This window comes from Leisingera caerulea DSM 24564 (genome assembly GCF_000473325.1).
Lineage (GTDB): Bacteria > Pseudomonadota > Alphaproteobacteria > Rhodobacterales > Rhodobacteraceae > Leisingera > Leisingera caerulea.
Genome location: NZ_KI421513.1, coordinates 1020717 through 1046860 on the forward strand (window position 1 = coordinate 1020717; position 26144 = coordinate 1046860).

General features: G+C 61.0%; 17 protein-coding genes and 2 pseudogenes. 5 read left to right on the plus strand and 14 right to left on the minus strand.

Features of this window, described 5'->3' with window-relative positions:
* Nucleotides 1-477: 477 nt before the first annotated feature.
* Nucleotides 478-1203, minus strand: a complete 726-nt coding sequence (locus CAER_RS0112335; protein WP_027235647.1) for an NAD(P)-binding domain-containing protein — start codon at nt 1201-1203, stop codon at nt 478-480.
* 1 nt (nt 1204) lies between these two features.
* Entirely contained in the window at nt 1205-3250 is a 2046-nt protein-coding gene (locus tag CAER_RS0112340) for an NADH:flavin oxidoreductase (protein ID WP_027235648.1), read from the minus strand.
* 136 nt (nt 3251-3386) lie between these two features.
* Here CAER_RS0112340 and CAER_RS0112345 point away from each other — a divergent pair, with 136 nt between their 5' ends.
* Entirely contained in the window at nt 3387-4001 is a 615-nt protein-coding gene (locus CAER_RS0112345; protein ID WP_027235649.1) for a TetR/AcrR family transcriptional regulator, read from the plus strand.
* 306 nt (nt 4002-4307) lie between these two features.
* On the opposite strand, the gene fdhF is transcribed toward CAER_RS0112345, so the two are convergent.
* From fdhF to CAER_RS27955, 9 genes and pseudogenes are all read right to left on the minus strand, one after another.
* Entirely contained in the window at nt 4308-7082 is a 2775-nt protein-coding gene (gene fdhF, locus CAER_RS0112350; RefSeq protein ID WP_027235650.1) for a formate dehydrogenase subunit alpha, read from the minus strand.
* 3 nt (nt 7083-7085) lie between these two features.
* Nucleotides 7086-8774 carry an NAD(P)H-dependent oxidoreductase subunit E gene (locus CAER_RS0112355; RefSeq protein ID WP_027235651.1) on the minus strand — a complete coding sequence of 563 codons (1689 nt, stop codon included), beginning with the start codon at nt 8772-8774 and terminating at the stop codon, nt 7086-7088.
* Nucleotides 8775-8867: 93 nt separating this feature from the next.
* Nucleotides 8868-9779, minus strand: a complete 912-nt coding sequence (locus CAER_RS0112360) for a LysR family transcriptional regulator (RefSeq protein WP_027235652.1) — start codon at nt 9777-9779, stop codon at nt 8868-8870.
* 53 nt (nt 9780-9832) lie between these two features.
* Nucleotides 9833-10357 (minus strand): winged helix DNA-binding protein, encoded by a 525-nt coding sequence (locus CAER_RS0112365; RefSeq protein ID WP_245597358.1) that lies wholly within the window; start codon nt 10355-10357, stop codon nt 9833-9835.
* 288 nt (nt 10358-10645) lie between these two features.
* Nucleotides 10646-12307 (minus strand): FAD/NAD(P)-binding protein, encoded by a 1662-nt coding sequence (locus CAER_RS0112370; RefSeq protein WP_027235654.1) that lies wholly within the window; start codon nt 12305-12307, stop codon nt 10646-10648.
* Nucleotides 12308-12487: 180 nt separating this feature from the next.
* A complete protein-coding gene (locus CAER_RS0112375; protein ID WP_027235655.1) occupies nt 12488-13237 on the minus strand; it encodes an amino acid ABC transporter ATP-binding protein in 750 nt (249 codons plus the stop codon).
* Entirely contained in the window at nt 13234-13908 is a 675-nt protein-coding gene (locus tag CAER_RS0112380) for an amino acid ABC transporter permease (RefSeq protein ID WP_027235656.1), read from the minus strand. The genes CAER_RS0112375 and CAER_RS0112380 overlap by 4 nt, the downstream gene beginning before the upstream one ends.
* Nucleotides 13909-13916: 8 nt before the next feature.
* Complete coding sequence (locus CAER_RS0112385) at nt 13917-14672, minus strand: amino acid ABC transporter substrate-binding protein (RefSeq protein ID WP_027235657.1); 756 nt, start codon at nt 14670-14672, stop codon at nt 13917-13919.
* A gap of 292 nt (nt 14673-14964) precedes the next feature.
* Nucleotides 14965-16356, minus strand: a pseudogene (locus CAER_RS27955) (IS3 family transposase).
* 109 nt (nt 16357-16465) lie between these two features.
* Between CAER_RS27955 and CAER_RS0112400 the strand changes: the two are divergent.
* The gene (locus CAER_RS0112400; RefSeq protein WP_027235658.1) at nt 16466-16873 is read left to right on the plus strand and encodes a hypothetical protein; all 408 of its coding nucleotides are present in this window, start codon (nt 16466-16468) and stop codon (nt 16871-16873) included.
* Between the two features lie 381 nt (nt 16874-17254).
* Here CAER_RS0112400 and CAER_RS0112405 read toward each other — a convergent pair whose 3' ends face one another.
* The 3 genes from CAER_RS0112405 to CAER_RS0112415 all read right to left on the minus strand — a co-directional run bounded on the left by CAER_RS0112405 (nt 17255) and on the right by CAER_RS0112415 (nt 21544).
* Nucleotides 17255-18472 (minus strand): IS91 family transposase, encoded by a 1218-nt coding sequence (locus tag CAER_RS0112405; protein WP_027235659.1) that lies wholly within the window; start codon nt 18470-18472, stop codon nt 17255-17257.
* Nucleotides 18473-18478: 6 nt separating this feature from the next.
* On the minus strand, nt 18479-19393 hold the full coding sequence (locus CAER_RS0112410) for a tyrosine-type recombinase/integrase (protein WP_027235660.1): 915 nt from the start codon (nt 19391-19393) through the stop codon (nt 18479-18481).
* A gap of 1021 nt (nt 19394-20414) precedes the next feature.
* Nucleotides 20415-21544 (minus strand): IS3 family transposase gene (locus tag CAER_RS0112415; protein ID WP_154667770.1). Its coding sequence is split into 2 segments (ribosomal slippage): nt 20415-21298 and nt 21298-21544, totalling 1131 coding nucleotides; the frame shifts between segments, so codons are not numbered across the junction.
* A gap of 63 nt (nt 21545-21607) precedes the next feature.
* Between CAER_RS0112415 and CAER_RS27965 the strand changes: the two are divergent.
* The 3 genes and pseudogenes from CAER_RS27965 to CAER_RS0112435 form a co-directional block, all read left to right on the plus strand.
* Nucleotides 21608-22255: pseudogene (locus CAER_RS27965) on the plus strand (IS256 family transposase); the annotation flags it as partial.
* 486 nt (nt 22256-22741) lie between these two features.
* Entirely contained in the window at nt 22742-24790 is a 2049-nt protein-coding gene (locus tag CAER_RS30165; RefSeq protein WP_036797281.1) for a hypothetical protein, read from the plus strand.
* Nucleotides 24787-26028: a type 2 periplasmic-binding domain-containing protein gene (locus CAER_RS0112435; RefSeq protein ID WP_027235662.1), complete on the plus strand. Its 1242-nt coding sequence runs from the start codon at nt 24787-24789 to the stop codon at nt 26026-26028. Before CAER_RS30165 ends, CAER_RS0112435 begins: the two co-directional genes overlap by 4 nt.
* Nucleotides 26029-26144: the final 116 nt, after the last annotated feature.

Consider the following 26144-nt stretch of genomic DNA (forward strand, 5'->3'; position numbering starts at 1 on the left):
CCAGCGTGTCCCACCGTCTCTCCGGTGTGTTTCCCGTCCAATCCCGCGTCGCCCTGTCTGGCTCAGCGTCCCGTCCGGTGTGTCTCAGCAGCGCCTCAGCGCCGCCGGTGAGGGGGCTTTTACGGTTACCCCCCAGAACCCGCAACCCTAAAATTCAGAAAAACGCCAAAATCCGCAAAGAAAAATCACACATCCAACAAAATCAAAGACTTACACCAAAACAAAGTCAGCACCCCTGACCCGCTTTCCGCCCCAGCCCCACCCCGCAATCCGCCCGGAACACCCCAAATCCGAAGCCAAAACCACTTACCCACAGACTCGCACCCCTTATCCACAGAACCAGCCCAGGAATCGCACCAAAGCCAACAGACTCACCCCCCTACCCTTGCCCCAAACCCCCCGGGGGAACCCGGCCAACGGCCAAAGAGGGCAAAGCACCAAAGAAAAGGGACGGCCAAAAGGACGCCCTTCAAAGCTTCAGCGCTCCAGCATGTCCAAGCCTGCAACAAGATCGCGGCACATGCCCGCCTCTTGCATGTGCTGGCGCAGACGCTGATTGTAGCCGCCGGGTGTGTTCAGGGCCTCAATCAGGTCCGCACAGCCCGACTTTTCCAGGCTGCTGGCGACCAGTATCCGCAGGAAGGCCTCAGCCTGTGTCCTGTCTTGGACCCGCTCCCCCAGCCAGTCCGCCGCATCATTCACCATACGCGCAACCGGGGACAAAACAGCCTGAGCACAGAGGTAAGCGTTCAGTTCGGCCTCATCCTTCAAGGCAAATACCCTGTTTCCAGGCCCGAAGATTTGCTCGACCAGCCGCGTGTCTCCCATCGCCATGATTGGAGAGCCGCCCTGTGCAATTCCCGGGAAGGGCATCATCACAGCCGCCGCGCGCGCCGGTGCCGTCAGATCCGCTATCCGGTCCAATCCGGCCCCGGCCATGAAGGAGATCACCTGCTGATCTTCCCGGAGCACCAGACCGGAAAGGATGCCCTCCGCCGCTTCCGCCATCAGGCCCAGAAAAACCACGTCGCTGGCATCGGCGACCGCTTGGTTGCCGGCAACAGTGACGTCGCCGAATTCAGCTGCCAAAGCAGCTGATTGCGCCCGGCTGCGTTCGGACACCGTGATCCGGTGCCCCCTGCCTGCAAGCCCCCGAACCACTGCAGAGGTGATGGTGCCGCATCCCAGGAACCCCAATCGCATATCAAATATCCTTCATCAGCCGCAGCGCATCGTAGATCGCCGCATGTGTATTGCGCGCCGAAACAGCATCGCCAATCCGGAACAGCTGGAACCGGCCATCCGGGTTCGCCGCGACCGCCTGCGGGCGGCCGGCGATCAGCGCGCCGTGATCCACCTCGCCACGGTTTGCCGCGTGCTCCTTGAGCGCAAAGTACAAATCATCCAGCGGCAGAGTTCCATAGTTGACCACGACCTGATCGTACTCCGCGCGGTAGACATGGCCGCTGTAATCTGTGCCGATGGCAGCTGTCAGCCGGTTGCCGCTGCGGGTGATCCCCACCAGGCGGCGGGCAACAGTAAAGCTCACATCCTTGTCCTGCAGCACCCGCATATAGGGCACCAGATTCATGCCCATGATATCCGGCGCAAACGTCCGGTCCGGTGTCATCACTTCGACACGGGCACCGGCTGCCGCCGCGGTTTCGGCCGCCATCAATCCGGGGTGGTCGCCGCTTTCGTCATAAATCAGTACTTGCCCTGCGGGTTTTACATCACCTGAGATGATGTCCCAGCTGGACACCGCATGCGGCAGGTCCGCCCCGGTTTCAAACAGCATCATGTTCGGTATCCCGCCGGTCGCAACAATCACCACATCGGGGTCCAGGGCCATCACATCCTCCGCTTCGGCCCAGGTATTGAAGCGGAACGCCACATCCCGGGCCGCGCATTGCCCCATGCGCCAGTCTATGATCCCGATCATCTCGGCCCGGCGCGGGTTCTGCGCCGTCAAGCGCACCTGGCCGCCCGGTTCCGCGGCAGCTTCGAATACAGTCACGTCATGGCCGCGTTCCGCTGCGACCCGCGCCGCCTCCAGCCCGCCGGGGCCGGCGCCGACAATCACCACTTTCCTAGGGTTTTCTGCCGGTAAGATTTCATGGGGCATCGTCAGTTCGCGCCCGGTGGCCGCATTGTGGATGCAGAGTGCTTCACCCGCCTGGTAGATCCGGTCCAGACAATAGGTGGCGCCGACACAGGGGCGGATGCCGTCTTCGCGCCCCTCGATGATTTTCTTCACTACATGCGGGTCTGCCATATGGGCGCGGGTCATGCCGACCATGTCCAGCAGGCCGCTGGCAACCGCATGGCGGGCGGTGGCCACATCCGGGATCCGGGCAGCGTGGAAGGTCGTCATGCCGGTGGCCTTTTTCACCTCTCCGGCAAAATCCAGATGCGGTGCCGATTTCATGCCCTGCACCGGGATCACGTCGGTCATCGCCGGATCGGTGTGGATGCGGCCGCGGATCACGTTGAGGAAATCCACCATGCCGCTGTCCGCCAGTCGCCTGGAAATTTCAATCCCCTCTTCAGGAGGTATCCCGCCTGCCTGCGCCTCATCCGCGGTGTACCGGAGGCCGACGATGAAATCCTCCCCAACCCTGTCCCTGACTGCGCGCAGCACGTCGAGCGGCATGCGCATCCGGCTGTCCAAAGATTGGCCGCCATAAGGCCCGTCAAGATCATTGGTCAGCGGCGACCAGAACTGATCCAGGAGGTGGCCATAGACCTGCAGCTCGATGCCATCCATGCCGCCTGCCTTCATCCGCTCAGCGGCATCGGCGAAATCTGAGATGATGCGGGTAATGTCCCAGTCCTCCGCCAGCTTCGGGAAGGACCGGTGCGCAGGCTCCCGGTGGCGCGAGGAACTGACGGAGGGCAGCCAGTCACCCTTGTTCCAGCCGGTGCGGCGGCCCAGGTGGGTGAGCTGGATCATCACCGCCGCGCCGTGTTCGTGGACCTGATCGGTCAAGTTGCGGATCCACGGAACCACTTCGTCCTTATAGGCAAGGATATTGTTAAACACCGGCGAGCTGTCGCGGCTGACCGCGGCCGAGCCGGCGGTCATCGTCAGCGCCACGCCCGCCTTGGCCCGTTCTGCGTGATAGGCCGCATAACGCTCCTTCGGCATGCCGTCTTCCGGATAGGCCGGTTCGTGGCTGGTGGTCATGATCCGGTTGCGCAGTGTCAGATGCTTCAACTGGTATGGTTGCAGCAGCGGATCCTTGGACATGGGCGCGTCTCCTGGAACGGTGTTTTGGCAAGGGGAAGTGACGTGCGACTGGCCACTCTCGACATATATGTCGAGCAAACATGCATACCTGTCAAGAAGAGTTGCGACCGCCCTGCCCCGCTGCTATGGCTGGCGCATGGACACACAGGACATTTCCCGCCCGCGGCTGAGCGAAGAGGACTGGCTGGCTGCTGCCTATGAGGTGCTGACCGAGAGCGGGGTGGAAGCCGTGAAGGTAATGCCGCTGGCCAAACGGCTTGGTGTGGCGCGCACCAGTTTCTACTGGCACTTCAAGGACCGCGAAGAGCTACTGGAAGCAATGGTGCGGCGCTGGGAGGAGCGGAATACCGGCAATCTGGTGGCCCGGACCGAGGCCTATGCCGAGAGCATTGCGGAGGCAATGTTCAACCTTTTCGACTGCTGGATCGACCCGGGCCTGTTTGACGCACGGCTGGATCTGGCCATTCGCAACTGGGCGCGCAATGACTGCCGCCTGCAGGAACGGCTGGACCTGGCCGATGCCCGCCGCGAACAGGCCATGACGGATATGTTCATCCGTTTCGGCTATGCTGAAGCGGATGCGCTGATCCGCGCGCGGGCCATGATCTACACCCAGATCGGCTATATCTCGATGCAGGTGCACGAAAGCACCGAATACCGGATTTCGCTGATGCCCGGCTGGATTGAGGTCTTCACAGGCACCCGCCCGGCGCAGCGGGATCTGGACCGGTTCCTGTCCCGGCACCGCTGAACCGGGCTTAACCCTGCAAAGTCACCGGCATACTGAGCTGCCCTCCCTCTGACGCGAGCTCTCCCGCCTGCCTGCCAGCCATCGCAGATGCCAGCCTGCCAGTTGGGCCGGGCGCCGCGCCTTTTGAGGCGCAGCGCAGGTCGCTTCGGGCACAGCCCGAAGCGAAACACATCGGCGGAATTTGCGGCCAAGCATCCCGGGTCTGCGTGGCACTGCCGCGCCGGGCACCAGCCTGGCGCCCCAAACGAAACGGGCGCGGAATCCCTGATTCCGCGCCCGCCCTGTTTACTCACTCAGGATGCCGGTTTACTCGGCTGCGATCTGCCCTTCGATCTTTTCGACCTTCACCGCCGAGAATTTGAACTCTGGGATCTTACCATAGGGGTCCAGCGCCGGGTTGGTCAGGATGTTGGCCGCCGCCTCCACATAGGCGAAAGGCACGAACACCATATCCTCGGCAATCGCCCGGTCGGCCCGCGCCATGATCTCGATCGAACCGCGGCGGGTAGACAGGCGGATCATCTCGCCAGGCTCGATGCCCATCAGCTTGAGCGTGCGCGGGTTGAGCGAGCAGTTCGCCTCCGGCTCCACCGCATCCAGAACCTTGGACCGCCGGGTCATCGACCCGGTGTGCCAATGCTCCAGCTGGCGGCCGGTGGTCATTATCATCGGGAACTCTTCATCCGGCGCCTCATCCGGCGGGATGACCGAAGCCGGGGTAAAGCGGGCCCGGCCCTCAGGGCGCGGGAAGCCGTCACCGAAAACAATCGCCTGACCGGGGTCGGTCTCATGCAGCGACGGGTAGGTGATGGTCTCGGTTTCCAGACGCTCCCAAGTGATGTTGTTCAAGGACTTCATGTTCAGCTTCATCTCGGCGAAGACTTCGCTCACATCCTTGTAGTCCCAGGGCAGGCCGATGCGCTGCGCCAGCTCGACAGTGACCTGCCAGTCCTCGCGCGCTTCGCCCGGAGGCGCAACAGCAGGACGCACCCGCTGCACCTGACGGTTGGTGTTCGACACGGTGCCGTTCTTCTCATACAGCGCCGAGGCCGGCAGGATGATGTCGGCATAGTTCGCCGTCTCGGTCAGGAAGATGTCCTGAACGATCATCAGCTCCAGCTTGGCAAAGGCGTCGCGCGCGTGGTCCGCATCCGGGTCGGACATCGCAGGGTTTTCACCCTGGATGTACATGCCCTTGATGTTGCCGGCATAGGCCTCGTCCACGATCTCAGTCACGGTCAGGCCCTTCTCATTCGAGAAGTCGCCGCCGCCCCAGACATCGGTAAAGCTCTTGCGGACATCATCCGAGGTCACGGTCTGGTAATCCGGCAGGAACATCGGGATGAGGCCTGCGTCGGAAGCACCCTGCACATTGTTCTGGCCGCGCAGCGGGTGGAGGCCTGCGCCCGGCTTGCCCACGTTGCCGGTCATCAGCGCCAGCGAGATCAGGCAGCGCGAGTTGTCTGTGCCGTGAATGTGCTGGGAGACGCCCATGCCCCAGAAAATCAGGCCTGCCTTGCCGCCCGCAAAGATGCGCGCAACACTGCGCAGCTGCTCAGGGGAGACGCCGCAGATTTCCGACATCTTTTCAGGCGTGAACTGCGCCAGATGCTGTTTTTCCGCTTCCCAGTTCTCGGTGTACTTGTCGATATACTCCTGATCGTACAGGCCTTCCTCGACAATCACGCTCATGATCGCGTTCAGCATCGACACGTCCGCGCCGGGGCGGAACTGCACCATTTCGGTGGCAAAACGGCGCAGGCCAACTCCGCGCGGATCCATCACGATGAGCTTGCCGCCGCGCTTGGTGAACTGCTTGAAATAGGTCGCCGCGACCGGGTGGTTCTCGATCGGGTTGGAGCCGATCACGATCGCCACATCCGCGTTTTCGATTTCGTTGAAGGTCGCGGTCACAGCACCGGAACCGACGTTTTCGATCAGCGCCGCAACGGATGACGCGTGGCACAAACGGGTGCAGTGGTCGACGTTGTTGTGCTTGAAACCCTGGCGGATGAACTTCTGGAAGAGGTAAGCCTCTTCATTGGTGCATTTCGCCGAACCGAAGCCCGCAACCGACTTCGGGTTCTCGTCCCGCAACTTCATCAGGCCCTTGGCGGCCAGATCCATTGCCTCTTCCCAGGTTGCTTCGCGGAAATGGGTCGACAGGTTGCCCGGATCGACGTTCAGGCCCTTGGCCGGAGCGTCGTCGCGGCGGATCAGCGGCTTGGTCAGGCGGTGGGGGTGGTGAATATAGTCAAAGCCGAAGCGGCCCTTAACGCACAGGCGGCCTTCGTTCGCCGGGCCGTTGATGCCGTCGACGTATTTGACCTTGCCGTCCTTTACCTTGAGGCTGACCTTGCAGCCGACGCCGCAGAACGGGCAGACGCTTTCGGTCTCGGAATCGTAGTCCTTGCTGTCGCCAACCTGGTTTTCGTCCATCACAGTGGCGGGCATCAGCGCGCCGGTCGGGCAGGCCTGCACGCATTCGCCGCAGGCGACACAGGTGGATTGGCCCATCGGGTCAGCAATGTCGAAGGTCGGAAAGGCGTTGTGGCCGCGGCCGGCCATACCGATCACGTCGTTCACCTGAACTTCGCGGCAGGCACGCACGCACAGGCCGCAGGAGATACAGGCGTCCAGGTTCACCTTCATGGCAACGTGGCTGTCATCCAGCAGCGGGATGCGGCCCTCTTCCAGCTTGGGGAAGCGGCTCTCGGTAACTCCGTTCAGCTCTGCCATGTCCCACATGTGGGAGGACTTGTCGTGCGCCTCTTCCTTCTTGGGCTGGTCGGCAACCAGCAGCTCCATCACCATCTTGCGGGCGTTTTCAGCGCGTGCGTTGTTGGTGGTGACAACCATGCCCTCGGCGGGTTCGCGGATGCAGGAGGCTGCCAGAGTGCGCTCGCCCTCGATCTCCACCATGCAGGCGCGGCAGTTTCCGTCCGGGCGGTAGCCCGGCTGCGGCTTGTGGCACAGGTGCGGGATCTTCAGCCCGCGGCCGTTGGCGACTTCCCAGATGGTCAGGCCCTTGTCCGCCGTGACCTGTTCGCCATCGAGTGTGAATGTGACTTTATCGCTCATGGCTCAGACCTCATCCGGAAAATGTTTCATGGTCAGGCGGATCGGGTTCGGCGCAGCCTGGCCCAGACCGCAGATCGACGCATCGACCATTGCGGTGCTCAGCTCTTCCAAGAGGCCCTGATCCCACTTCTTCTCGCTCATCAGCTTCACGGCTTTTTCGCAGCCTACCCGGCAGGGGGTGCACTGGCCGCAGCTTTCGTCCTCGAAGAAGCGCAGCATGTTCAGCGCCGCGTCGCGGGCCGAGTCCTGATCAGACAGCACCACCACGGCAGCGGAGCCGATGAAGGTGCCATGCGGCTGCAGCGTGTCAAAGTCGAGCGGAACGTCATTCATCGACGCAGGCAGCAGGCCAGAGGACGGGCCGCCCGGCTGATAGGCCTTGAAGGCATGACCGTCCAGCATCCCGCCGCAGGCTTCGATGATGTCGGTGATGGTGGAACCGGCGGGCAGCAGATGCACGCCCGGGTTCTTCACCCGGCCCGACACCGAGTAGCTGCGCAGGCCCTTGCGGCCGTTCTTCTCAACCGAGTTCAGGCATTCCGGGCCTTCGCGGCAGATCTTGGCGACCCAGTAAAGGGTCTCGACGTTGTGGACGAGGGTCGGGCGCCCGAAGACACCCACCTGCGCCACAAACGGCGGACGGTGGCGCGGCTCGCCGCGCTTGCCTTCGATCGACTCGATCATCGCGCTTTCTTCACCGCAGATATAGGCCCCTGCCCCGCGGCGCAGGTCGATGTAACCTTCCTCCACGATGCCGGCGTCTTCCAGCGCCTTGATCTCGCGGCGCAGGATTTCCAGCACCGCCGGATATTCATCGCGCATGTAGATAAAGGCTTTCTCGGCCTCGACCGCCCAAGACGCGATCAGCATACCTTCGAGGAAGACGTGCGGGGTACGCTCCAGGTAATAACGGTCCTTAAAGGTGCCGGGTTCGCCCTCGTCGCCGTTCACCGCGAGGTAGCGCGGGCCGTCGTTGGCGCGGACAAAGCCCCATTTGGTACCGGACGGGAAGCCAGCGCCGCCCAGGCCGCGCAGGCCGGCTTCTTTGACTTTCGCCTGAACTGCTTCCCAGTCGCCAACCGCACGCAGGTCTTTCAGCGTGGCATAGCCACCTTCGGCCTCATAGGCGGCGAAGGTTTCATACTCAGGAATGTGGGCGTGAGTGTCGTCCGCCGCAATCGCCGCTTCCACTTTCTCGACGGTGGCGTGGTCGATATGGTTGTGGCCGATTTCCAGAACCGGCGCGGTGTCGCAGCGGCCCATGCAAGGCGCGCGCAGCACCCGGACCTGGCTTGCGTCCAGACCGTCTTCCAGTGCTTTCTGAAGTTGCTGGGCACCTGCCAGTTCACAGGAAAGCGAGTCGCAGACCCGGATGGTAAGCGCCGGAGGCGGAGTCTCGCCCTCCTTCACCACATCAAAATGAGCATAGAAGCTGGCGACCTCGTAGATCTCAGCCTGGCCGGTGCGCATCTCTTCGGCCAGCGCCCGGATGTGCGCGGTGCTCAGATGGCCGTATTTGTCCTGAATCAGATGCAGGAACTCGATCAGCAGGTCACGGTTGCGCGGGCGGTCCCCCAGCAGTTCCTGAACCTCGCTCAGCGCAGCATCATCGACCTGGCGTCCTTTCGGGGTTTTGCGCCCCTTGCCGCGGCCGGACTTCCATACGCCCTTGCTATCATCCAATGGTGCCATGGGATCCTCCAGTCAGCACGTCTTTCATTCCGCCAATGCCATCAAGAATGAATATCGTCAAATCTGATAATTGGATCGCACGATCAGAAAACCTTATGACGCCATTTGCGGCATCCTATTGTCTGCAAACGTCGCAACCACCTCTTTCAAAGCGCGCACAGTTGTGAGTTCCGGCGTCCGGTCGAGAGTCGCGATGCAGATCGGGCGCGCCTGTTCCGGCTCAACCAGCGCCAGGACCCGGGTTCCTCCCAGCTCTCCCAAGGCCTGCATCAGAGCCCGCGGCAGAATCGTCGCCGCAGAGCCTTCGCGCGCCAGCACCATTGACGCCATGAAACCGTTGGACTCGGACACGATCTCCGGCCTCAGCTTCAGATCGGCAAAGATCCGGTCCAGAATGCGGCGGTTCTGCATCTGCTGATCGAGCAGGCTCAGCGGCAGCTCCGCCGCCTCAGCCCAGCTGATCGTATCGCCGTGCTCCGCCACCATGTCTTCCGGCGCCAGCAGCACATAGCTTTCTTCGTAAAGCGGCTGCACTGTCACCAGGTCCCGGCCCATGCTCTCGGCGTAGGTAATACCTGCATCAATTGTACCATCATAGAGGCGTTGCTGGATAGCCAATGAGTTGGTGACCTCTATCCGCGCCAGAATCCGCGGATAGGCATGATGCACCTGATCCACCAGCTGCGCCGCCCAAGCGGTGGCCGTCGGCACCACCCCCAGCACCAGAGTGCCGGTCACTTCGCCGCGGGAGGCTGCGATCTCCTGCTCCAACGCCTTAGCATCATCGAGGATCGAGCGCCCCCGGCGCACGATCATCATGCCCTCCTCGGTCAGCCCCTGAAAGCGGTTGGCGCGGCGCACGATGGACAGGCCAAGCCGCTCCTCCAGATTGCGGATCCGCATGGAGAATGCCGGCTGCGACATACCGCAGTCGGCGGCGGCCTTGGCAAAATGCTGATGCCGTGCCAGAGCGGTCAGCAACTGAAGGTCTTTGAGTTCGATCATGGCAGCACCTTACGCCGCCGCCGCAAGACCCTGCAATGGGGCGCGCCGCACTGTCAGTCTTTGCCCGGCCCTTCTACCTGGTGCGCTGCTGCCCCGTACAGCTCCACCAGTTCTTCCAGCACATCGGCTGCCCCCCGCAACCGCCCGGCCAGTTCAGAGCGCCCGTCAAGCACCTGTGTCAAGAGGCGCGCGCGAAGCGAGTCCAGCTTTTCGGCCAGCTGGCAGCCCTCATCTGTCAGGCTGTAGGTGACTCCTGAACGGCCAGCCCCTTGTTTGCGGGTCAGCCCTGCCGACGCCAGCTTGCGCAAGGAATACTGGATGTTGGGGATATCCACACGGTTTGTCGAGCGGGCCAGTTCCTTAATAGATTTGGACCGCCTGCCGCTGCCGATCAAAAGCAGCAATGTGATCTCGGCTCCAGCCAGCGGCACGCCGCTGACCTGCTCCAGGCACCCGGCCTGCCATCGGGTCAGGCCCTCGCCGGCCCGCTGCACCGCCATCTCCAGCCGATGCAGCGCGTCAGCAGCCGGTTCCGCAGTCAGGTATGAAAACGGGGATGGGTCGACGTTGTTATTCAAGGAAAAGCTCCAGATAAAATGCGGCCCAAACGGGCATGAAAACTGCAGATCAGAATACGGGAGGCACTTGCGCGCGCACCTCGGCACAAAAACGCACGCAATGGCCGCGGAACACTGAGGTGCCGCCCCCCTTACTGAAAATCCATCTCAAATTGCCCGCAACTTATCCAACCAATTCCTCCGGACTTCAATACCCGGCAGCGCAGTCGGTTAACCTCACAGCAGCGTAGCGTTCGCCAGCCGCCCCGCGAACCACCGCGGCGGCGCCATCAAGATCCGGGCCGGAGATCAGGGCGAGGATGCCCCTTGGTCCGGAAGCGCCCAAAGCACGGTTTGCGCCCAACAGTCGGAGATGCTGCCGAAGCAATCATGAATCGAGTCCGTGGCGATGGCGCTGCCGTTCGCCAGCCGGCCGGTCAACGCAAGGCCCGCCACCCGCGCCCCTTCCGCTGTGATCAGCGCAGCGTCGGGCGCGCACCGCGCGCCCAAACCGTCGCCCAAAGGTTCCAGGGCCAAATCCTGCCGCAGCCCGGCCACCAGCGGTTCCGTCACGTGAGCCAGCGCGGGCTGGGGCAGCACAGCGTCAATCATGACGCTGGCGGTGACCGTCTGTTCATCAGAGTGCAGCTGCCAGCCGTGCTGCGTAAGCGTGATATCGGGATCATCCGCAGCACGCGGGTCCACCAGCCCGGTTTCGATCAGGATTAGCAGCTGACGGGCGGTTTCCACTGGCGCACCATAGGAATAACGCTTGAGCCCGTCGTCGAAACTCACAAAGTCCTGCGCGATGCTGGCAGGAACTAGGGCGCTGTCGAAGACGCGGCGCAACTGCGGCTGCCACTTCCGCCAAAGCTGGCCGATCGTATAACCGATGGCGGGCGGCTCCCGTCCCTCGGCCTGGGAGATACTCGCGCGCAGGGCCTCAAGTGTTCCCCGCTGTTCCTGGCTGCCCGGGCGTTCGCTTTCCAGCTTCAGCCAATCGCGCACCTCGGCAGCCTGAACCGCGCCTCCGCCGGCACGGATGATGCGCAGCGCCGCATTTTCGAGCACGCCATGCACCGGCTCCAGCTCGGCCTCCGGCACTTCAAACAAGCCGGCACGCAAGGCCTCCTCGAAAGCCGCGCTTTCTTCCTGCAAGGGATCAAACCGCGCATCCAGCCTTGCATTCACGGGTTTGGGGGCAGGAGCGTGCCCATCCAGCGAGAAGGGCACGATCCGGGCCGGTTCCCGCCCCGAGGCGACATAGCTGCTGCCTGCAAACCTGCCGCCAAGACCCAAGGTCAGCATCCGGACCACATCAAGTGCCGACAGCGCCATGCCGCGTATGCCGACAACCCGGCCCGCCCAAGCCCCGGCCGCATCTATCAGCCCGGTTCCAGGGTAGGCGGGTTTCAAAGGCAATGAATAGCGGTCCGCATGATCCTGCCAGCGGGAGAGCTGGTCATCCCTGGCGGTTTCAGGCTGGCCAAGGGACAGCAGCACATGGCCGTAAGGGCCATACGTCACGCCTTGCGCATGCAGTTGCCAGCCCTGCCCGCCGCGCCGGGCCTCAGTCACCCGCACTGCGCGCTGGGTCACCTTTATGTGGCCTGGCAACTGCGCAAGAAGCGCCTCGTAGCGGGCGTGCAGATAGGCGCCCAGCCTGGCGCGCGGCAGATACGCCTCGCCATCGCCGGCGGCCTGGCCCATCCATTCGGCAAAACTGCCTTCCCCTTCGCGCGCCAAAGGCGGCGGCGGCAGATCAATACTGCGCAATGGCAGGTTCAGCAGGCAGGTCTCACTTTCGCATGGGTTGAAGCTTGGCCCGGACGCTGGCCATCTGGACGGGTCGAAAACCTCCACCGCCAGGGCTTCGCCGGCCCCTGAAGCATGGCGCACCAGAGCCTCCAGCGCTGCCAGGCCGCGCGGCCCGAATCCAACAATGGCAACCCGGCGCCGGTCCCGCCCCATTCATGCACTCCCTCACCCAGCATAGCCTCGCCACTTTGGGCCGCAGTGGCCCGGCAGCGCAAGCCATTATCGCGCGATGGCATTCGGCGCGCTTTCCCTGCATAGGCAATGTTATACAGGGCCAACGGCACACGCAGCCCGAGAGCATTGAAGACCGTCGCGCCCAATGACCTTAGGCACTTATCCGGCCTCTTGCTCGCGCCCCACCCGCTTCAGGAACCGCCTCAGCCGGTCGTCCCGGGGCGCATCAAAGATCTGCTTCGGCGGACCGGCTTCGACGATCTTGCCGCCGTGCATAAAAACGATGCGGTCCGCGATTTCGCGCGCGAACTGCATTTCATGGGTGACGATGATCATGGTTTGGCTTTTCTCGGCCACCCGCCGCATCAGGTCCAGCACCTCGCCCACCCATTCCGGATCCAGCGCCGAGGTGGGCTCATCGAACAGCAGAACTTCCGCACCCAAGGCCATCGCACGGCCAATACCCACGCGCTGCTGCTGGCCGCCGGACAAAGCCGCCGGGTAGCTGTCCGCCTTCTCAGCCAGCCCGGTTTCACGCAACACCGACAGCGCGCGCTCTTCGGCCTCGGCACGAGGGCGCTTCTGCACGGTGACGAGCGCCTCCATGATGTTCTCTTTCGCGGTCTTGTTGGCAAAGAGCGCATAGTTCTGAAAAACAAACCCGGTGCGGCGGCGCAAGGCCAGGATATCGGACTTGGACGCCCGCGCAGCATCAACTGTCAGGTCGCCAACCGTAATCTGCCCCGCATCTGGCACATCGAGGAAGTTGAGGCTACGCAAAAGCGTCGATTTCCCGGTGCCGGACGGACCGATCACAACAACCTTTTCGCCGTCCTGGATATCAAGATCGATACTGCGCAGCACCGGTGCGCCGCGAAACGACTTGGTCAGTCCCCGGATTGAAATCATCGCGCAAATGCCTTGTTCAGACGGGTTTCCAGCCGGCCCTGCACCTGGCTCAGTGCCTCAACCATGATCCAGTAGATGGCGGCCACCACCAAGAACGCCTCGAAATAGAGAAAGCTGCCAGCCGCCTCCTTTTGGGCTGCGCCCATCATTTCGGTAACGCCAAGCGTGAAGGCCAGCGAGGTGCCCTTGATCATATCAATGAAGTAATTCACCAGCGTCGGTGCCGCAATCCGCGTGGCCTGAGGAAGAATGATACGGCGCATCATCTGGGCTTGTGTCATGCCGATGGATTGCGCCGCCTCCCATTGACTGCGGTCCACTCCCGCAATGGCCGCACGGATGCTCTCGGCCATGTAGGCGGCGAAATGCAGCGTGAGCCCCATGATCGCGGCCGTGACGCCGTTGATATTGGCAAGCGCAGGCAGCAGCTGCGGCAGGCCGAAATAGAACAGAAACAGCTGCACCAGCAGCGGGGTGCCGCGGAAGAAGCTGATGAACAGCACAACCAGGCTGTCCAGCACCGGCACCTTGATGACGCGTTCGACCGCCAGCAGCGAGGCGAGGACCAGCGCAAGCACCATGGATGCGCCGGCCATTGCCAGAGTGGTCGGAACGTAGGAAAGGATAACGGGCACCAGCCCTAGCATGTAATCGAAGTCGAGCGCCCGCATCGTCCGACCTACTGCGAAACTGTAATATCAGAACCGAACCATTTCATGGAGATTTCGGTCAGTGTGCCATTAGCCCGCAGCGTGTCCAGTGCCGCATCGACACGGTCACGCAGGTCCCGCCCTTCCTCGGTATTGGCAAAGGGGAGTGCATTTCGGATCTCGGAGAACGGCGCCCCGGCCAATTCCAGCGGCAGCGGGCTTTCCTTGATGAGCTGGACCGATGACACGCGATCCATCACAAAAGCATCGACCCGGCCAAGCGCGGTATCCTGGGCGATATTGCTTTCATAGGTGCGGATGTCGATGTCTTCCGCATAAGGCAGCTCGTGCAGCAACTGCTCGAAGTTCGAGCCGAGGTTGACCGCAACCGACCGGCCGCGAAGATCTTCGACCGACCCGACCTCTTCATTACCCTTGCGCACGACAACTTGCGCACCGTCGATCACATACGGTTGGGTGAAAGCGAATTTTGCCTCCCGCTCCGGCGTAATCGTGATTTGGTTCGCAATGGTGTCGATCCGTCCGGATTCCAGCGCCCCGACCAGCCCGGAAAACGACATGGTTTCATAGGTGATTTCCAGGCCGGCCGCTTCGCCGACTGCGTCCATCACATCCACTTCGAACCCCTGCAGCTTGTCCTGCTTTACGAAGGTAAAGGGGAAATACCCTCCCGACATGCCAACCCGCAGCTCTTCGGTCTCGGCAATGGCGGCGGTGCCCAGCACGGCGGCGGCAAGCGCGCCGTAAGTAAGGGATTTTAGCATAGGTCTGATCCTGTCTGAGTGGTCCGCCATAAAGTGAGGATCCAGAGCGATGTTTCAACCGTTTGGTCAAATCAAAAACAGAACTCCGCCCCGGAGGAGCCTATAAAAACCTGCATTCCTGTCCAGCGCAGGAACCTGCAATGTGCATTCTCAAAATATGTGTTTCGTGGAAAATTCCTCCTTTCCAGCCGCTGCCAGCCTGACAGGCCCATTGGGGGTGTCCGTCGTCAGAGAATTTGGGACAGATGGCCGCCTGAGCTAAGAGAGGGTCTGGCTCATCTGGTTGGTTTGATTATGCGGCGTATCTTCGGTGAAGCAAGCGCCGGGTTTCGACAGTCTTTCGTTTGATCCTTTCTCGTTGTTTCAGGATGGTCTGGCCGCGCCCGAAGTAGACATCGGCCGGGGTGAGGTTCTGCAGGCTCTCGTGGGATCGTCGGTGGTTTTAATGCTCGACGAAGGCGTCGATCTTTTGCCTGAGATCGCCGGGCAGGAAGTAGTTCTCCAGCAGGATGCGGTTCTTCAGGGTCTGGTGCCAGCGCTCGATCTTGCCCTGAGTTTGCGGGTGATATGGGGCACCGCGGACATGATCCATCTGCCGATCTTCCAGCCAATCGGCTAACTCGCCCGAGATGTAACTCGACCCGTTGTCACTGAGCAGGCGGGGCTTTTGCAGAACCGTCGCCTGATCACAACCCGAAGCCTGCAGCGCCAGGTCGAGCGTGTCGGTCACATCGCCTGACGTCATCGTCGTGCAAAGTTTCCAGGCGATGATGTAGCGGCTGTAATCGTCGAGGATCGTGGACAAGTAGAACCAGCCCCAGCCGATGACCTTCTGGTAGGTGAAGTCGGTCTGCCAAAGCTGGTTCGGTCGGGTCGCCTTGTCACGGAACTCGTCAGCGGCGAACAGAACCACATAAGCCGGGCTGGGGATCAGGTCGCAGGCCTTGAGGATGCCCCTCTCGGGACATTGCTGCGCAATGCCCTGCTGGGCAGTGGATAGACCGAAGCCTCTGACACAAAATAGTTTTCCGTGTCAGTGAATTACACGGCCAACTCGCGCGACGACAGATCGCTTTCCTGCAGGGCCAGGTCCTTGATCTTCTCGCGCACCGGCTCAGGGATGCGGTTCCAGACCCGCGACGGCCTGGGACTGCGATCCTCCAGCGCCTCAGGGCCGCCCGACAAATACCGATCATACCAGCGGCAGAAGGTCGTTCTAGGGATGCTGAGCTTGTCCAGCGTGCGCCTGGTCGGCAGGTGCGACCCTTCCACCAGCCGGATGATCTCCAGCTTCTCAGATGCGGGATACTTCATTCGCCGTCGTCCCCATCCGCAATCATGCTTTTTTGAGCAGCCGCAACTCCAGGGCCTGCTCAGCGACAACCTCCTTTAGATCTCGGGCTTCCCGGCGAAGGTCTTTGACCTCGCTCGACGTCGCCGCACGCGCCGTATCGCCCGCCAAGCGTTTCTTCCCGGCTTCGAGGAGTTCCTTGGACCAGCTGTAATACAAGCTTTGCGCAATGCCCTCGCGGCGACACAGCTCTGCAATGCTGTCCTCGCCCTTCAGGCCGTCCAAGACGACCCTGATCTTCTCCTCAGCTGAATACTGCTTTCGGGTGGCACGGCGGATGTCCTTGACGACCTTCTCGCCGTGGCTCCGCTTGGTTCCTGGTTTCTGTCTCATCTCCACTCCTCGGTGGTTACGATGTGCCAGAAACCCTCTCTTATCAAATCAGCCTAAACTGTCCCATTGGCGCTGACGTCAGACACCCGCAGATCAGGTGAAGGACTGGATGATCGAGCTCGACGCGCGGCGCCAGCAGCTGGAACGGGAGCTGGAACACACCCCTGCCCCGGAGACGGTGGTGTTTCACCCCTCGATGGCGGAGGCCTACCGCGAACGGGTGTCGCGGCTGATCCGGACCCTTGGCTCCGCCGAAGGCATGGAAGACGCTAAGGAGTCGCTGCGGGCACTGGTGGCGCGGATCGTGCTGACACCTGTGGCGGAGGGCGCAGGCCTGGATCTGACCCTTGAGGGCGATCTGGCCGGACTGCTGCGCTTCGCGGCGGGTGCGGAAGGCCCGAACACGAAGAAGGCCTCGGACGGTTTACCCGAAGCCTTTGATATTTCAGGTGAATTAGTGTTGGTTGCGGGAGCAGGCAACCGCCGTATCCTACCTGCCCTCTCCGCAATCATATAAACCCATGATAGCTCGCAGCTAACGGCAAGTCTGCTGCAGGTTTCTCGGACGCCACGCGCGACGTTTGAATGATGCGCGGCATTGCCTGGCGTCGGAGAAGCGCGCAAGCGGGAAATCGCGGTGTTGGAATTGGGCACACCAACTGCGTCTATGGGGATTTGAAGGGGTTGATTGCCTTGGTTATTGCTCTGCAGGTTGGCCCAAGCGCGCTCGTTGCAGGCAGCTTCGGTACGGATTCTGCGAGCTTTGATGGGCATGCGCCGCGTCTTGCGGGGGCCGACAACCTTCGCACCACTGCTATCCGGGTTGCAGGCATTCCGGTTTGGCCGCAAGCGGTATCGTGAGCAGCGGCAATTGGACTTCCGGTCTTTGGCGCGCGTGTCATGCAGCAGCCCTCGCTGTTCCTGGCGGCGCTCTGGGGCGCCGTTCTGGCGCCATGGTTTCGACGATGACCAACCGCCCGCCGCAGCAGGGGCATGGCAGCGCGAGGACGCGGGCAAGTGCATCGGATGCATCGGATGCATCGATATTGTCATCGCGAGCGTGACCCTGATCTGATGTTTCGGCCCCGAGCAGTTCCTTGATCCTGGCGATATTGGCGGCACGGTTGCCATTCCCGAAGAAGCCGTAGTGGCGGATGCGATGCTGCCCCTTGGGCAGGACATGGATCAGGAACCGGCGGATGAACTCGCCGGTCTTGAGGGTCATGGTGGTATGCCGCCCGGGACCGTTGACGCGGTAATCCTTGACGCGGAAGGTGACGCTCCGGCCGTCCATGCGGATCAGGCGGCTGTTCGAGATCGCGACACGGTGGGTGTAGCGCGACAGGTATGCCAGCACGGCTCTGGGGCCGGCGAAGGGCTCCTTGGCATACACAACCCAATCGATCTTGCGCAGCGGTCGCAGGAAAGCGTCGAAGGCCGCGCGATCCGCAAGCCTGGCATGATCGCCGAAGAAGTGCAGCTTCCCGGCTTTGTGCAGCCGGGCCAGCCCGTCCAGGAAGAGGCGCCGGTAGAGGCGGGACAGCACCCGGACAGAGAGGAAGAAATTCCTGCGGCAGGCGATCCAACCGGTGCCATCGGCAGACAGGCCACCGCCCGGCACGATCATGTGGACATGCGGATGGTGCGTCATCGCCGAGCCCCAAGTGTGCAGGACGGATGTGATGCCGGCCCGGGCGCCAAGGTGCTTGGGGTCGGCGGCGATCCGGATCACCGTGTCCGCACTTGATCGCATCAGCAGATTGTAGATCTCCCGTTTGTTATGGCGGGCGATGTCGGCGACCGGTTTTGGCAGCGTGAAGACCAGGTGGAAATACCGCACGGGCAGCAGTTCGGCCTCCCGCGCCGCCAGCCATGCCTTGGCCGCACCCGCCTGGCATTTGGGACAGTGCCTGTTCCGGCACGAATTGTAGGCGATATGTTCATGCGCGCAGTCTTCACATCGTGCAACATGACCGCCAAGCACGGCCGTGCGGCAGCGCTCGATGGCGCTCATCACCTTCAACTGATCGAGGCTGATATGGTCCGCATTGGCCGCCCGCCAAGCAGCACCATGCATGCGGAAGACATCCGCGACCTCCAAATGTGATGGGGGCAAGGCGCGCTATGACGCGCGTTTCCTGCCCTTCCTGCGCTTCGCCGCGGTCAGGCCGTCCAGCGGGCTCTCCACCGCCGCGATCATGCCCGTAGCGACGCTGGCATAGCGCGCCGTCGTGGTGAGTTTGGCATGACCGAGCAGCGCCTGAATGACCCGGATGTCGACGCCGCGTTCCAGCAGATGTGTCGCAAAGGAATGGCGCAACGTGTGCAGCGTCACCGGCTTGGTAATCCCTGCGGCCCGCGCGGCCTCCTTGAACAGCCGCGAAATCTGGCGGGCCGAGAGGTGTTTGCCGCGATAGCCGGGGAAGAGAACCCGCTCGGGTCCGGGCACGCCCGTGTCCTGGCTCGCGGGGCGTTGGGTCCACCACTCGCGCAACAAACCCAGAATGTCCCCGGGCAACATCACGTTGCGATCCTTGCGGCCTTTGGCCTGCACAATGCGGATGATCTTCTGTTCCCCGTCGATGTCGCCGACCTTCAGCCGGACGACCTCGCTTGCCCGCAGGCCGCATCCATAGGCGAGTGACAGCATAACACGCGCTTTCAGGCCGGGCGCCATGGCCAGAACGCGTTTGACCTCGTTGCGGCTCAGCACGAGGGGAACCTTCACGGGCTTTTTGAGGTGGAACACTTCGGCCGCAAGGTCATGCCGGCGCAGGGTGACCCGGAACAGGAACTTCAGCCCGGTCATGGTCTGGTTGCGGGTGCAGATACTGGTCCCGCTCTCGATCAGATGCAGCTGGAAATGCTTCACGTCATCCGGTGAAGCTGTCTCCGGAGATCGCCCGAGCCAGGAGGCAAACCGCTTGCAGGCCCGCAGGTGGCTGGTCTGCGACGCAGGTCCGAGATTGCGTGCGGACATATCCGCGATCATGCGCGCCCGAAGGGGTGTCGCCGGTGCAGGGTGCTGATTGGTCATGGGAAAACCCTCTATCAACCGAGGCAAAATCACCTCGGCCAACAGCACACACCCGACCTCCTAAACCGCGAAACAAATACCGCTTCAGCCCAACGCCTGCCACGCAGAGCCCCTATCGCGGAGCGATTTAGTGCATGCGCAGATAGCAGCCTTTGCAAACTCGGCCGTTTGAAGCAACCAGGTGAGGTTCTACGCTGCGGCGCGGCCTGCCGTTCCGGTCGTTCGCTGCGACTGCGAGGTTTTGCCGCCGGTGAGCTCACACAGTGCCGGACAAAGCGGCAATTTGCTGCGGCTGCGCGAACGTCCGCATCGAATATCAGTTCGTAACATTATGGAAACTTTGCTTCAGGGAGGGCCTGCAAGCCAGCCAACATCATTACGCGCCCCACGCTCACAGTCTTCGAGGCTTTCGTAATACCCTGACATCTCTGGGCACGACCAATACCCCCCGTCTGGATAGTATAGCAATTCGTCGTCTCCGACGGTGATCCATGCGTTCTCATAGTAACGGAAAAACTTGCCGTCAGGACTGATGCGTATGTCGACTGAGCGTGTACCGTCGTCATTTCGCAACGCCTTTTCTATCGGCCAAATTTGCATCCTGTTAGATTACCAATGATGCATAAGATGAACAAGAAGCCGACATCCGCGCACGTTGCAGCATTCGTAGGTCTGGGCTCTCTGCCGCCATGCGGCGGCACAGCACCGAGAATCCAGCACCAGCCTGCCCCAGGCCAGTTGTGATCGGCTCAAGCCAGCCCAAAGCGGCCCCAAGCCTGGTGACCAGCCTGGCGGGCCAGCGCATGCAGGTCGGGCGGTGACCGGACCTTCGCTGCAGGAGCGAGAAAATGGCTACTGGTTCAAGAAGCAGACTTTCATTGCGAAAAAGGTGAACTAACATTTTCCACTTGCAGGAAAAATGCCTCCCCGTTGACTGATGGTGTTGGCCTTGCAACAATCAACCTTGAATAGATTGCGAGTATTGGACGTGTCGCGTTTTAGTGCCGCCCCAAGTGCTCGTTTAAGCCACCTTTCGTTCGAAAGCGACCGGGCTTTTCCAGCCCAGTGCTGAGTGACGGCGGCGCGGGTTATAGAAGCCGTTGATGTATTCAAAGATGGCCATCTCAGCCTGACGCCGTGTGTCCCATGACTGTCGCCAGATCAGTTCAGCTTTGATGGTCTTGAAGAACGTCTCGACCGCGGCATTGTCGTAACAATTACCCTTGCCGCTCATAGACACCTGGAAGCCATGCTGACGCAGGATTTTTTGATAGTCGTGTGAACAGTATTGCGACCCGCGATCTGTGTGATGAATGCAGCCCTTAGGCGGTGATCTGAAGGCGATAGCCATCTTCAGCGCCCGGATCGCCAAGTCCCGCTTCATGCGATTGCTGACGGCCCACCCAATGACACGCCGGGAATGCAGGTCCAGGATCACAGCAAGATACAACCATCCCTCACGCGTCCAGACATAGCTGATGTCACCCGCCCATTTCTGGTTTGGCAGGTCTGCTGTGAAGTTTCGATCCAGCAGATTGGGTGCGATGTTGAACTGGTGGTCGCTATCGGTCGTGGCCTTGTATTTGCGGGTTCGAACCACGGATATGCCATTCTGGCGCATCAAACGGCCCACACGGCGATGGCCAACATCCAGGCCGATCTCCTTAAGCTCTTCGGTCATTCTTGGCCGACCATAGCTGCCCAGGCTGAGACGTGACTGTTCTTTGATGTGCGCCAGTGTGACCATATCAGAGCGCTGCCTGCGACTGGCTGGCCGACTGCGGAAGGCCCGCAATCCGCGTGTGCTGACACCGACGACATCGCATAGGCGTTTGGCCGGGAACCTGTCTTGGTGCTCTTCGATGAACTTAAATCTCATTGCTTTAGGCCCGCGAAGAATTGGGCGGCCTTTTTTAGGATGTCCCTCTCCTCCTTGAGAATGCGCACCTCGCGCCGAAGGCGTTCATTCTCCTGAGCGAGGCTCAAATCCTCTTTCGACACCGCATCAGTGTCTCGATGTGCCGTGATCCATTTGTTCAGCGTCGACAGCCCAACACCTAAATCAGAAGCCACCTGCTTACGCGTAAGCCCGCTCGTTAATGCGATCCGCACAGCATCTTGGCGGAATTCATCCGTCCGCTTCAGTCCCATAGTTCATCTCCTTTGCTGCAATAAATGCTATCAAAGGAGCGGCATCAAACCGGGACAGGTCCAGATGGACGGCGCGAAATTATTGGTCTGGGGCTTGGTCCGTCTGAAGCCGAGACTTTCTGAGCGGACTTCTTGCGCGGCTTGAAAGCCCGAGGGCTCGACGGCACCAAGCTGGTGGTCAGCGACGCGCACAGCGGCCTCAGGGCGGCCATCGTGCGGGTCTTCGAAGCAACCTGGCAGCGATGTCGCGTTCACTGGATGCGCAATGCTCTGGCTCATGTCTCACGCGGCCAGCACACCGTAGTCGCCGCTGCGATCCGCCAGGCCTTCGACCAACCCGACCGCGCATCGGCCGAAGAAACCTGGCGGCGCGTTGCGGATCAGCTCCGCGGGCGATGGCCTAAGCTGGCTGACCTCATGGATGAGAGCGAGCACGACGTGCTGGCCTACATGGCGTTCCCGCGCCAGCACAAGACGAAGTTGCACAGCACCAATCCGATCGAGCGCTTGAACAAGGAGGTGAAGCGCCGAGCCGATGTCGTCGGTATCTTCCCGAATGAGGCCTCCATCACCCACCTGATCGGCGCCGTGCTGTTCGAACAGAACGACGAATGGCAGACCGCCAGCCGCTACATGATGGTGGAGGCCTTCGCCGAAATCGACGCAGAGGAGACAGACCTCATTCTCAGCCTTTCAACACAAGCCGCCTGATCATGACCTCAGGCCATCCGGGAAATTACAACAGCTCGACGGACGTGACCTTCCTTTGCTGCGGTCTGTGCCGAACCCTTTCGCGAGTCGCGGTCCGATTGGTGTGCGCTTTGACAAATCAGAGATACAACTACCTTGGAGGGCCGGAGCGAACACCTTGTCGCAGGTGTCCGTAACAGGATTGGTGCCGGCCAGACGGGAATTCACTCAATCCAAACGAGGGCTTAACGACTTTAGCTGCAGGTCGTCAGTTGCGAGACCTCTGAATACCGGCCAACGGAGAAATACCGGTATTATCTTAAGGTTGTATTTAATCAATAAATAGGCTAAATTTTTTATGTTATCAGTTTGTAGTAGCGGGGTTTCGCCGTGAAGTATCTAGTGATCATCCTTGCAGTATGCTGTGCAGCACCGGCTTCAGTTTCGGCTCAGCCCCCATGTGATCCAGCCTCACAGCCCTGCCGCTAAACCCGAGTAGAAATCGAGATGTTTCCCGACGGCATGTCCGATCTTGCCGCGCTGATCTATGGCGGCGGTATTCTTGTCGCGTTTTCCTATACGCGCTTTAATCGCATCTCATATGAGACCGGTCGAAGACTTGACAGGCTGGTCAATTTCCTGACCCCGGACAAGCTCCGTGCGAGACGCCAAGTAGGGTTCGCCTACTTCATATATACTCTAGTTCTTATCCTGACATACCTAGTTCTCTGCGCGTATGCCGATTTGCTGCTGCCACTGATCGGCGCCCAAGCCATCGTTCCAGACCAAGGGGCGAGCGGTCTGCCCGCTCCGGCGGGCAACGGCCAGTCGATTGCCGTTCCGTCCGCAACGGCCGACGTTGACGCCATTTTGACGACGGGCTTTGCGCCGCTGGGAGAGCCCGTCATCAAATATTGGACCGATGAACTTCAGCCGTCCGAAACCGTGACGACAAACAAAGGCGACAGCGACGGCTTTATAGAACCGCAAGTCTCGTTAGGGCTGGCGCTGATCATGGTTGGTCTTGCACCAGCCATACCCGCCCTGGAACGCGCTGATGAATGGCTGCGCATGGTGGCCCATCGCATGGCCGGAATCCCAACCTGGGTCATTGATGCATCAGACAATCTCCGCTCGAACGCGGGAGTTCTTGGCATTTTCAGGAAAACGAATGGAAAAATAGAGGACAACGAAAAAGAGGAAGAGACAAAACAGCGGGTGAGCGCACTAATGGTCTCGCCGTCCGACGTCGAACTCATGCGGAAATTGCGTGACGAAGCCCGCCTTTCCCTCGGGAACTTCGACGATTTCTGCCTGAATATCGAGGTCATTTTTGTCGCAGCAGCGTGGTTTCTCGAAGAGAACCTGCATGTTTCCAACTCCGGCGACAAACTGCGTTTCACGGAAATGGAGGATGAGCTGAGACGGAGAAAGGACGCCCTGATTAGCATGGCCGAGGGCGACTTATCGCGCGAAAAGCTGGAAAACCTGGCCGTCGAAGCCGACCTATTGGCAAGCGACTTCTGTGTTCTGATCGCCCTTTATGATGAGCACGGTGTCATTCAACCCTTCAGCCGCCGCCCAAGCGCTAATGCTCGCCAGAAAGAAGCCCGCGAACGGCTTCAAGAATTTCTAAGGGTGCTACACGACAGCAGGACAGAGCCAATGCTGCGTCAACGTGCTACGACCTTGGCGCTGTTTTGGACGTTGGCCATCGTGATGACATGGACTGCCGCATGGGCACTGCTATGGCCGGGCGCCGCTGAATTCAGCCTCATTAGGGGCGAGATGGAAAGCAGTCCATATGAGAGAATGCTGAATTACTCGGCCTCCGCCTTCAATAGCTACGGGCTGGCTATCATCGTGGCTATCACCCTGCGTTGGCTCCGCGACATTGACGAGACTGGCGACGGGCAGTGGAACTGGGAAAACCTGCGCTACCCGTCACATTGGACGCGCTGGCTGCCACAAGCCGCGATGTTGGTTTTTGCAGCCTGGGCCTTCTCGACCTTGATGATGTTAGCAACGTACGTCTTCCTGTCTGGTGTTATTAAGGGCGAAGCGAAGGCCGAAGATGTTTGGGCATTCGTTCAGCGGAGTTTCGAATATAACAGTCCAGTCGCACTCCGCGGGGCGATCTTGTCGCTCATGGTCGTCATTTTGCTGGATGCGCGCCAACGACTTTGGATCGATGCTTTCCGCTACAAACGGGGCGAGAACCCTAGAAGAACGGACCCGCAGAGGCTTGCGAGAAACGCCCGCGTTTGGAGCGAACTGTCGCTCGGATACAGTTTTGTCTGGGCCGCCATCGGCGCCGTCGTGATGATGATGACAGGTGCATTGACGCGGTATCTGTCCTTTCTTGCCGCCAGCCGAGGCAATCGCGCTTTTGAAGATATCGACGCCGGCCTGATGATCTGGGCAACGTTGAACTGCACCATTCTGGGAGCATTGGTGATGTTTTGCGTCTCCGAAGCTCTCAGCGGGCGCTCCTTTGTCAAGTTACCGGCGCAGTCTGGTGGCAGCTCGGATAATCCGGCTGCGGCGGAGACATGAAGGCCCTGGCTGCCTCTGCCGTTCTGGCCGCATTCTGCGCCGGCCCGCTCGCGGCTCAGAGCATGTGTGCAAACTGCGATGAACCGATCCGCATGGGCGTGCGTCCGGATGTTCCACCCTTCATTTGGAAAGACTCCACCAGCGGCCATTTCCGCGGATTTTTCTGGGATATCTGCACCACCGCGCTGACGCGGGCTGGTTACCGGCGCGAAACCGTCGAAATAACCGCAGGCCAACGCGCCAACCTGCTTGCATCCGGCAACAAGAACTGCACAGCGGGCACGGCCTGTCGGACCAAGCAAGGCGTCGATCTTCTGTGCGACCCGACGACCATCACGCTGGCGCGTATGGAAGCTTTCGCGGGGCCGCACCATGGCGCCGGGCGGTTTGTTTTCTCGCCCATTCTCTATGTCGCGAACGGGGCGTATATCCAGCAGACTTACCCGCGCCGTGAATTCCGCCGACGCCTGGGTCGTAAACTCCGAAGTAAATGCCCCGACAGCGACCAGCTCAAAGCGATTTACTGCAGCAAGCCGCTACGGCTTCCTCCTTTATCCTGGCTGCTTCGGCCGCATGCGCGGGAACTGCCCGAACGGCCAAAGATCAAGTGGCCTGCCGCCTGCGATGCAATTCTCGAGGCACTGGACACCGCGACCGAAACCTCAGAGTCCGATGCTCCGGCCCCCGGCGGCAGCGGCACCGGAGAACGCAGCGCCTGGGACCCACCGCAGATTTGGCCCGAGCAGGAACCCAGCGAGCCGGAATTCGAGATATGGGGATATGTGGAAGGCGCCACGATCGGCAGCACCGTCATGAAAGCAGCTGACAATGCCAATGACGGGACCATCGGTGTCTGCGCGAAGCCCTTTGCCTCGCACGGCAAGGCAGCCGAAGCGTTCTGCGAAAACCGTATCTACCGGTACTTCGGTGATGTCGACCTCGTCCGTGCGGCGATCGATGGATATACGAAGATCAGCAGCAAGGAATGCAATACCAACCAGAAAGCCGCGGAACGCGGCACGTACGAACCATACGCCTTGCTGCTGTCGCAAAGGCGCAATGGTTTTCCCGAAGCCTTCAACCTCGCGCTCTACTCCATGTTCACCGACGGCACGATCGGCGAGATGTTCGACGGGCGTTTTGGCGGGCAGCGCCGCTCGCAATACCTCGACACACTATTCAGAATTAACAGTATTCCGGCCGGTAAGCGGCAGCGATTCCACACTGGTGGAAGGTAGGGAAGATCCGCCCGGTATACCGGGATACGGCCGCTGGATTCACGGCTGAAAAAAACGACAGAAAGGCAATCTGGACAGAGCCGTTGATTTTCCACAAGGACTGCGGCCTCCACCAC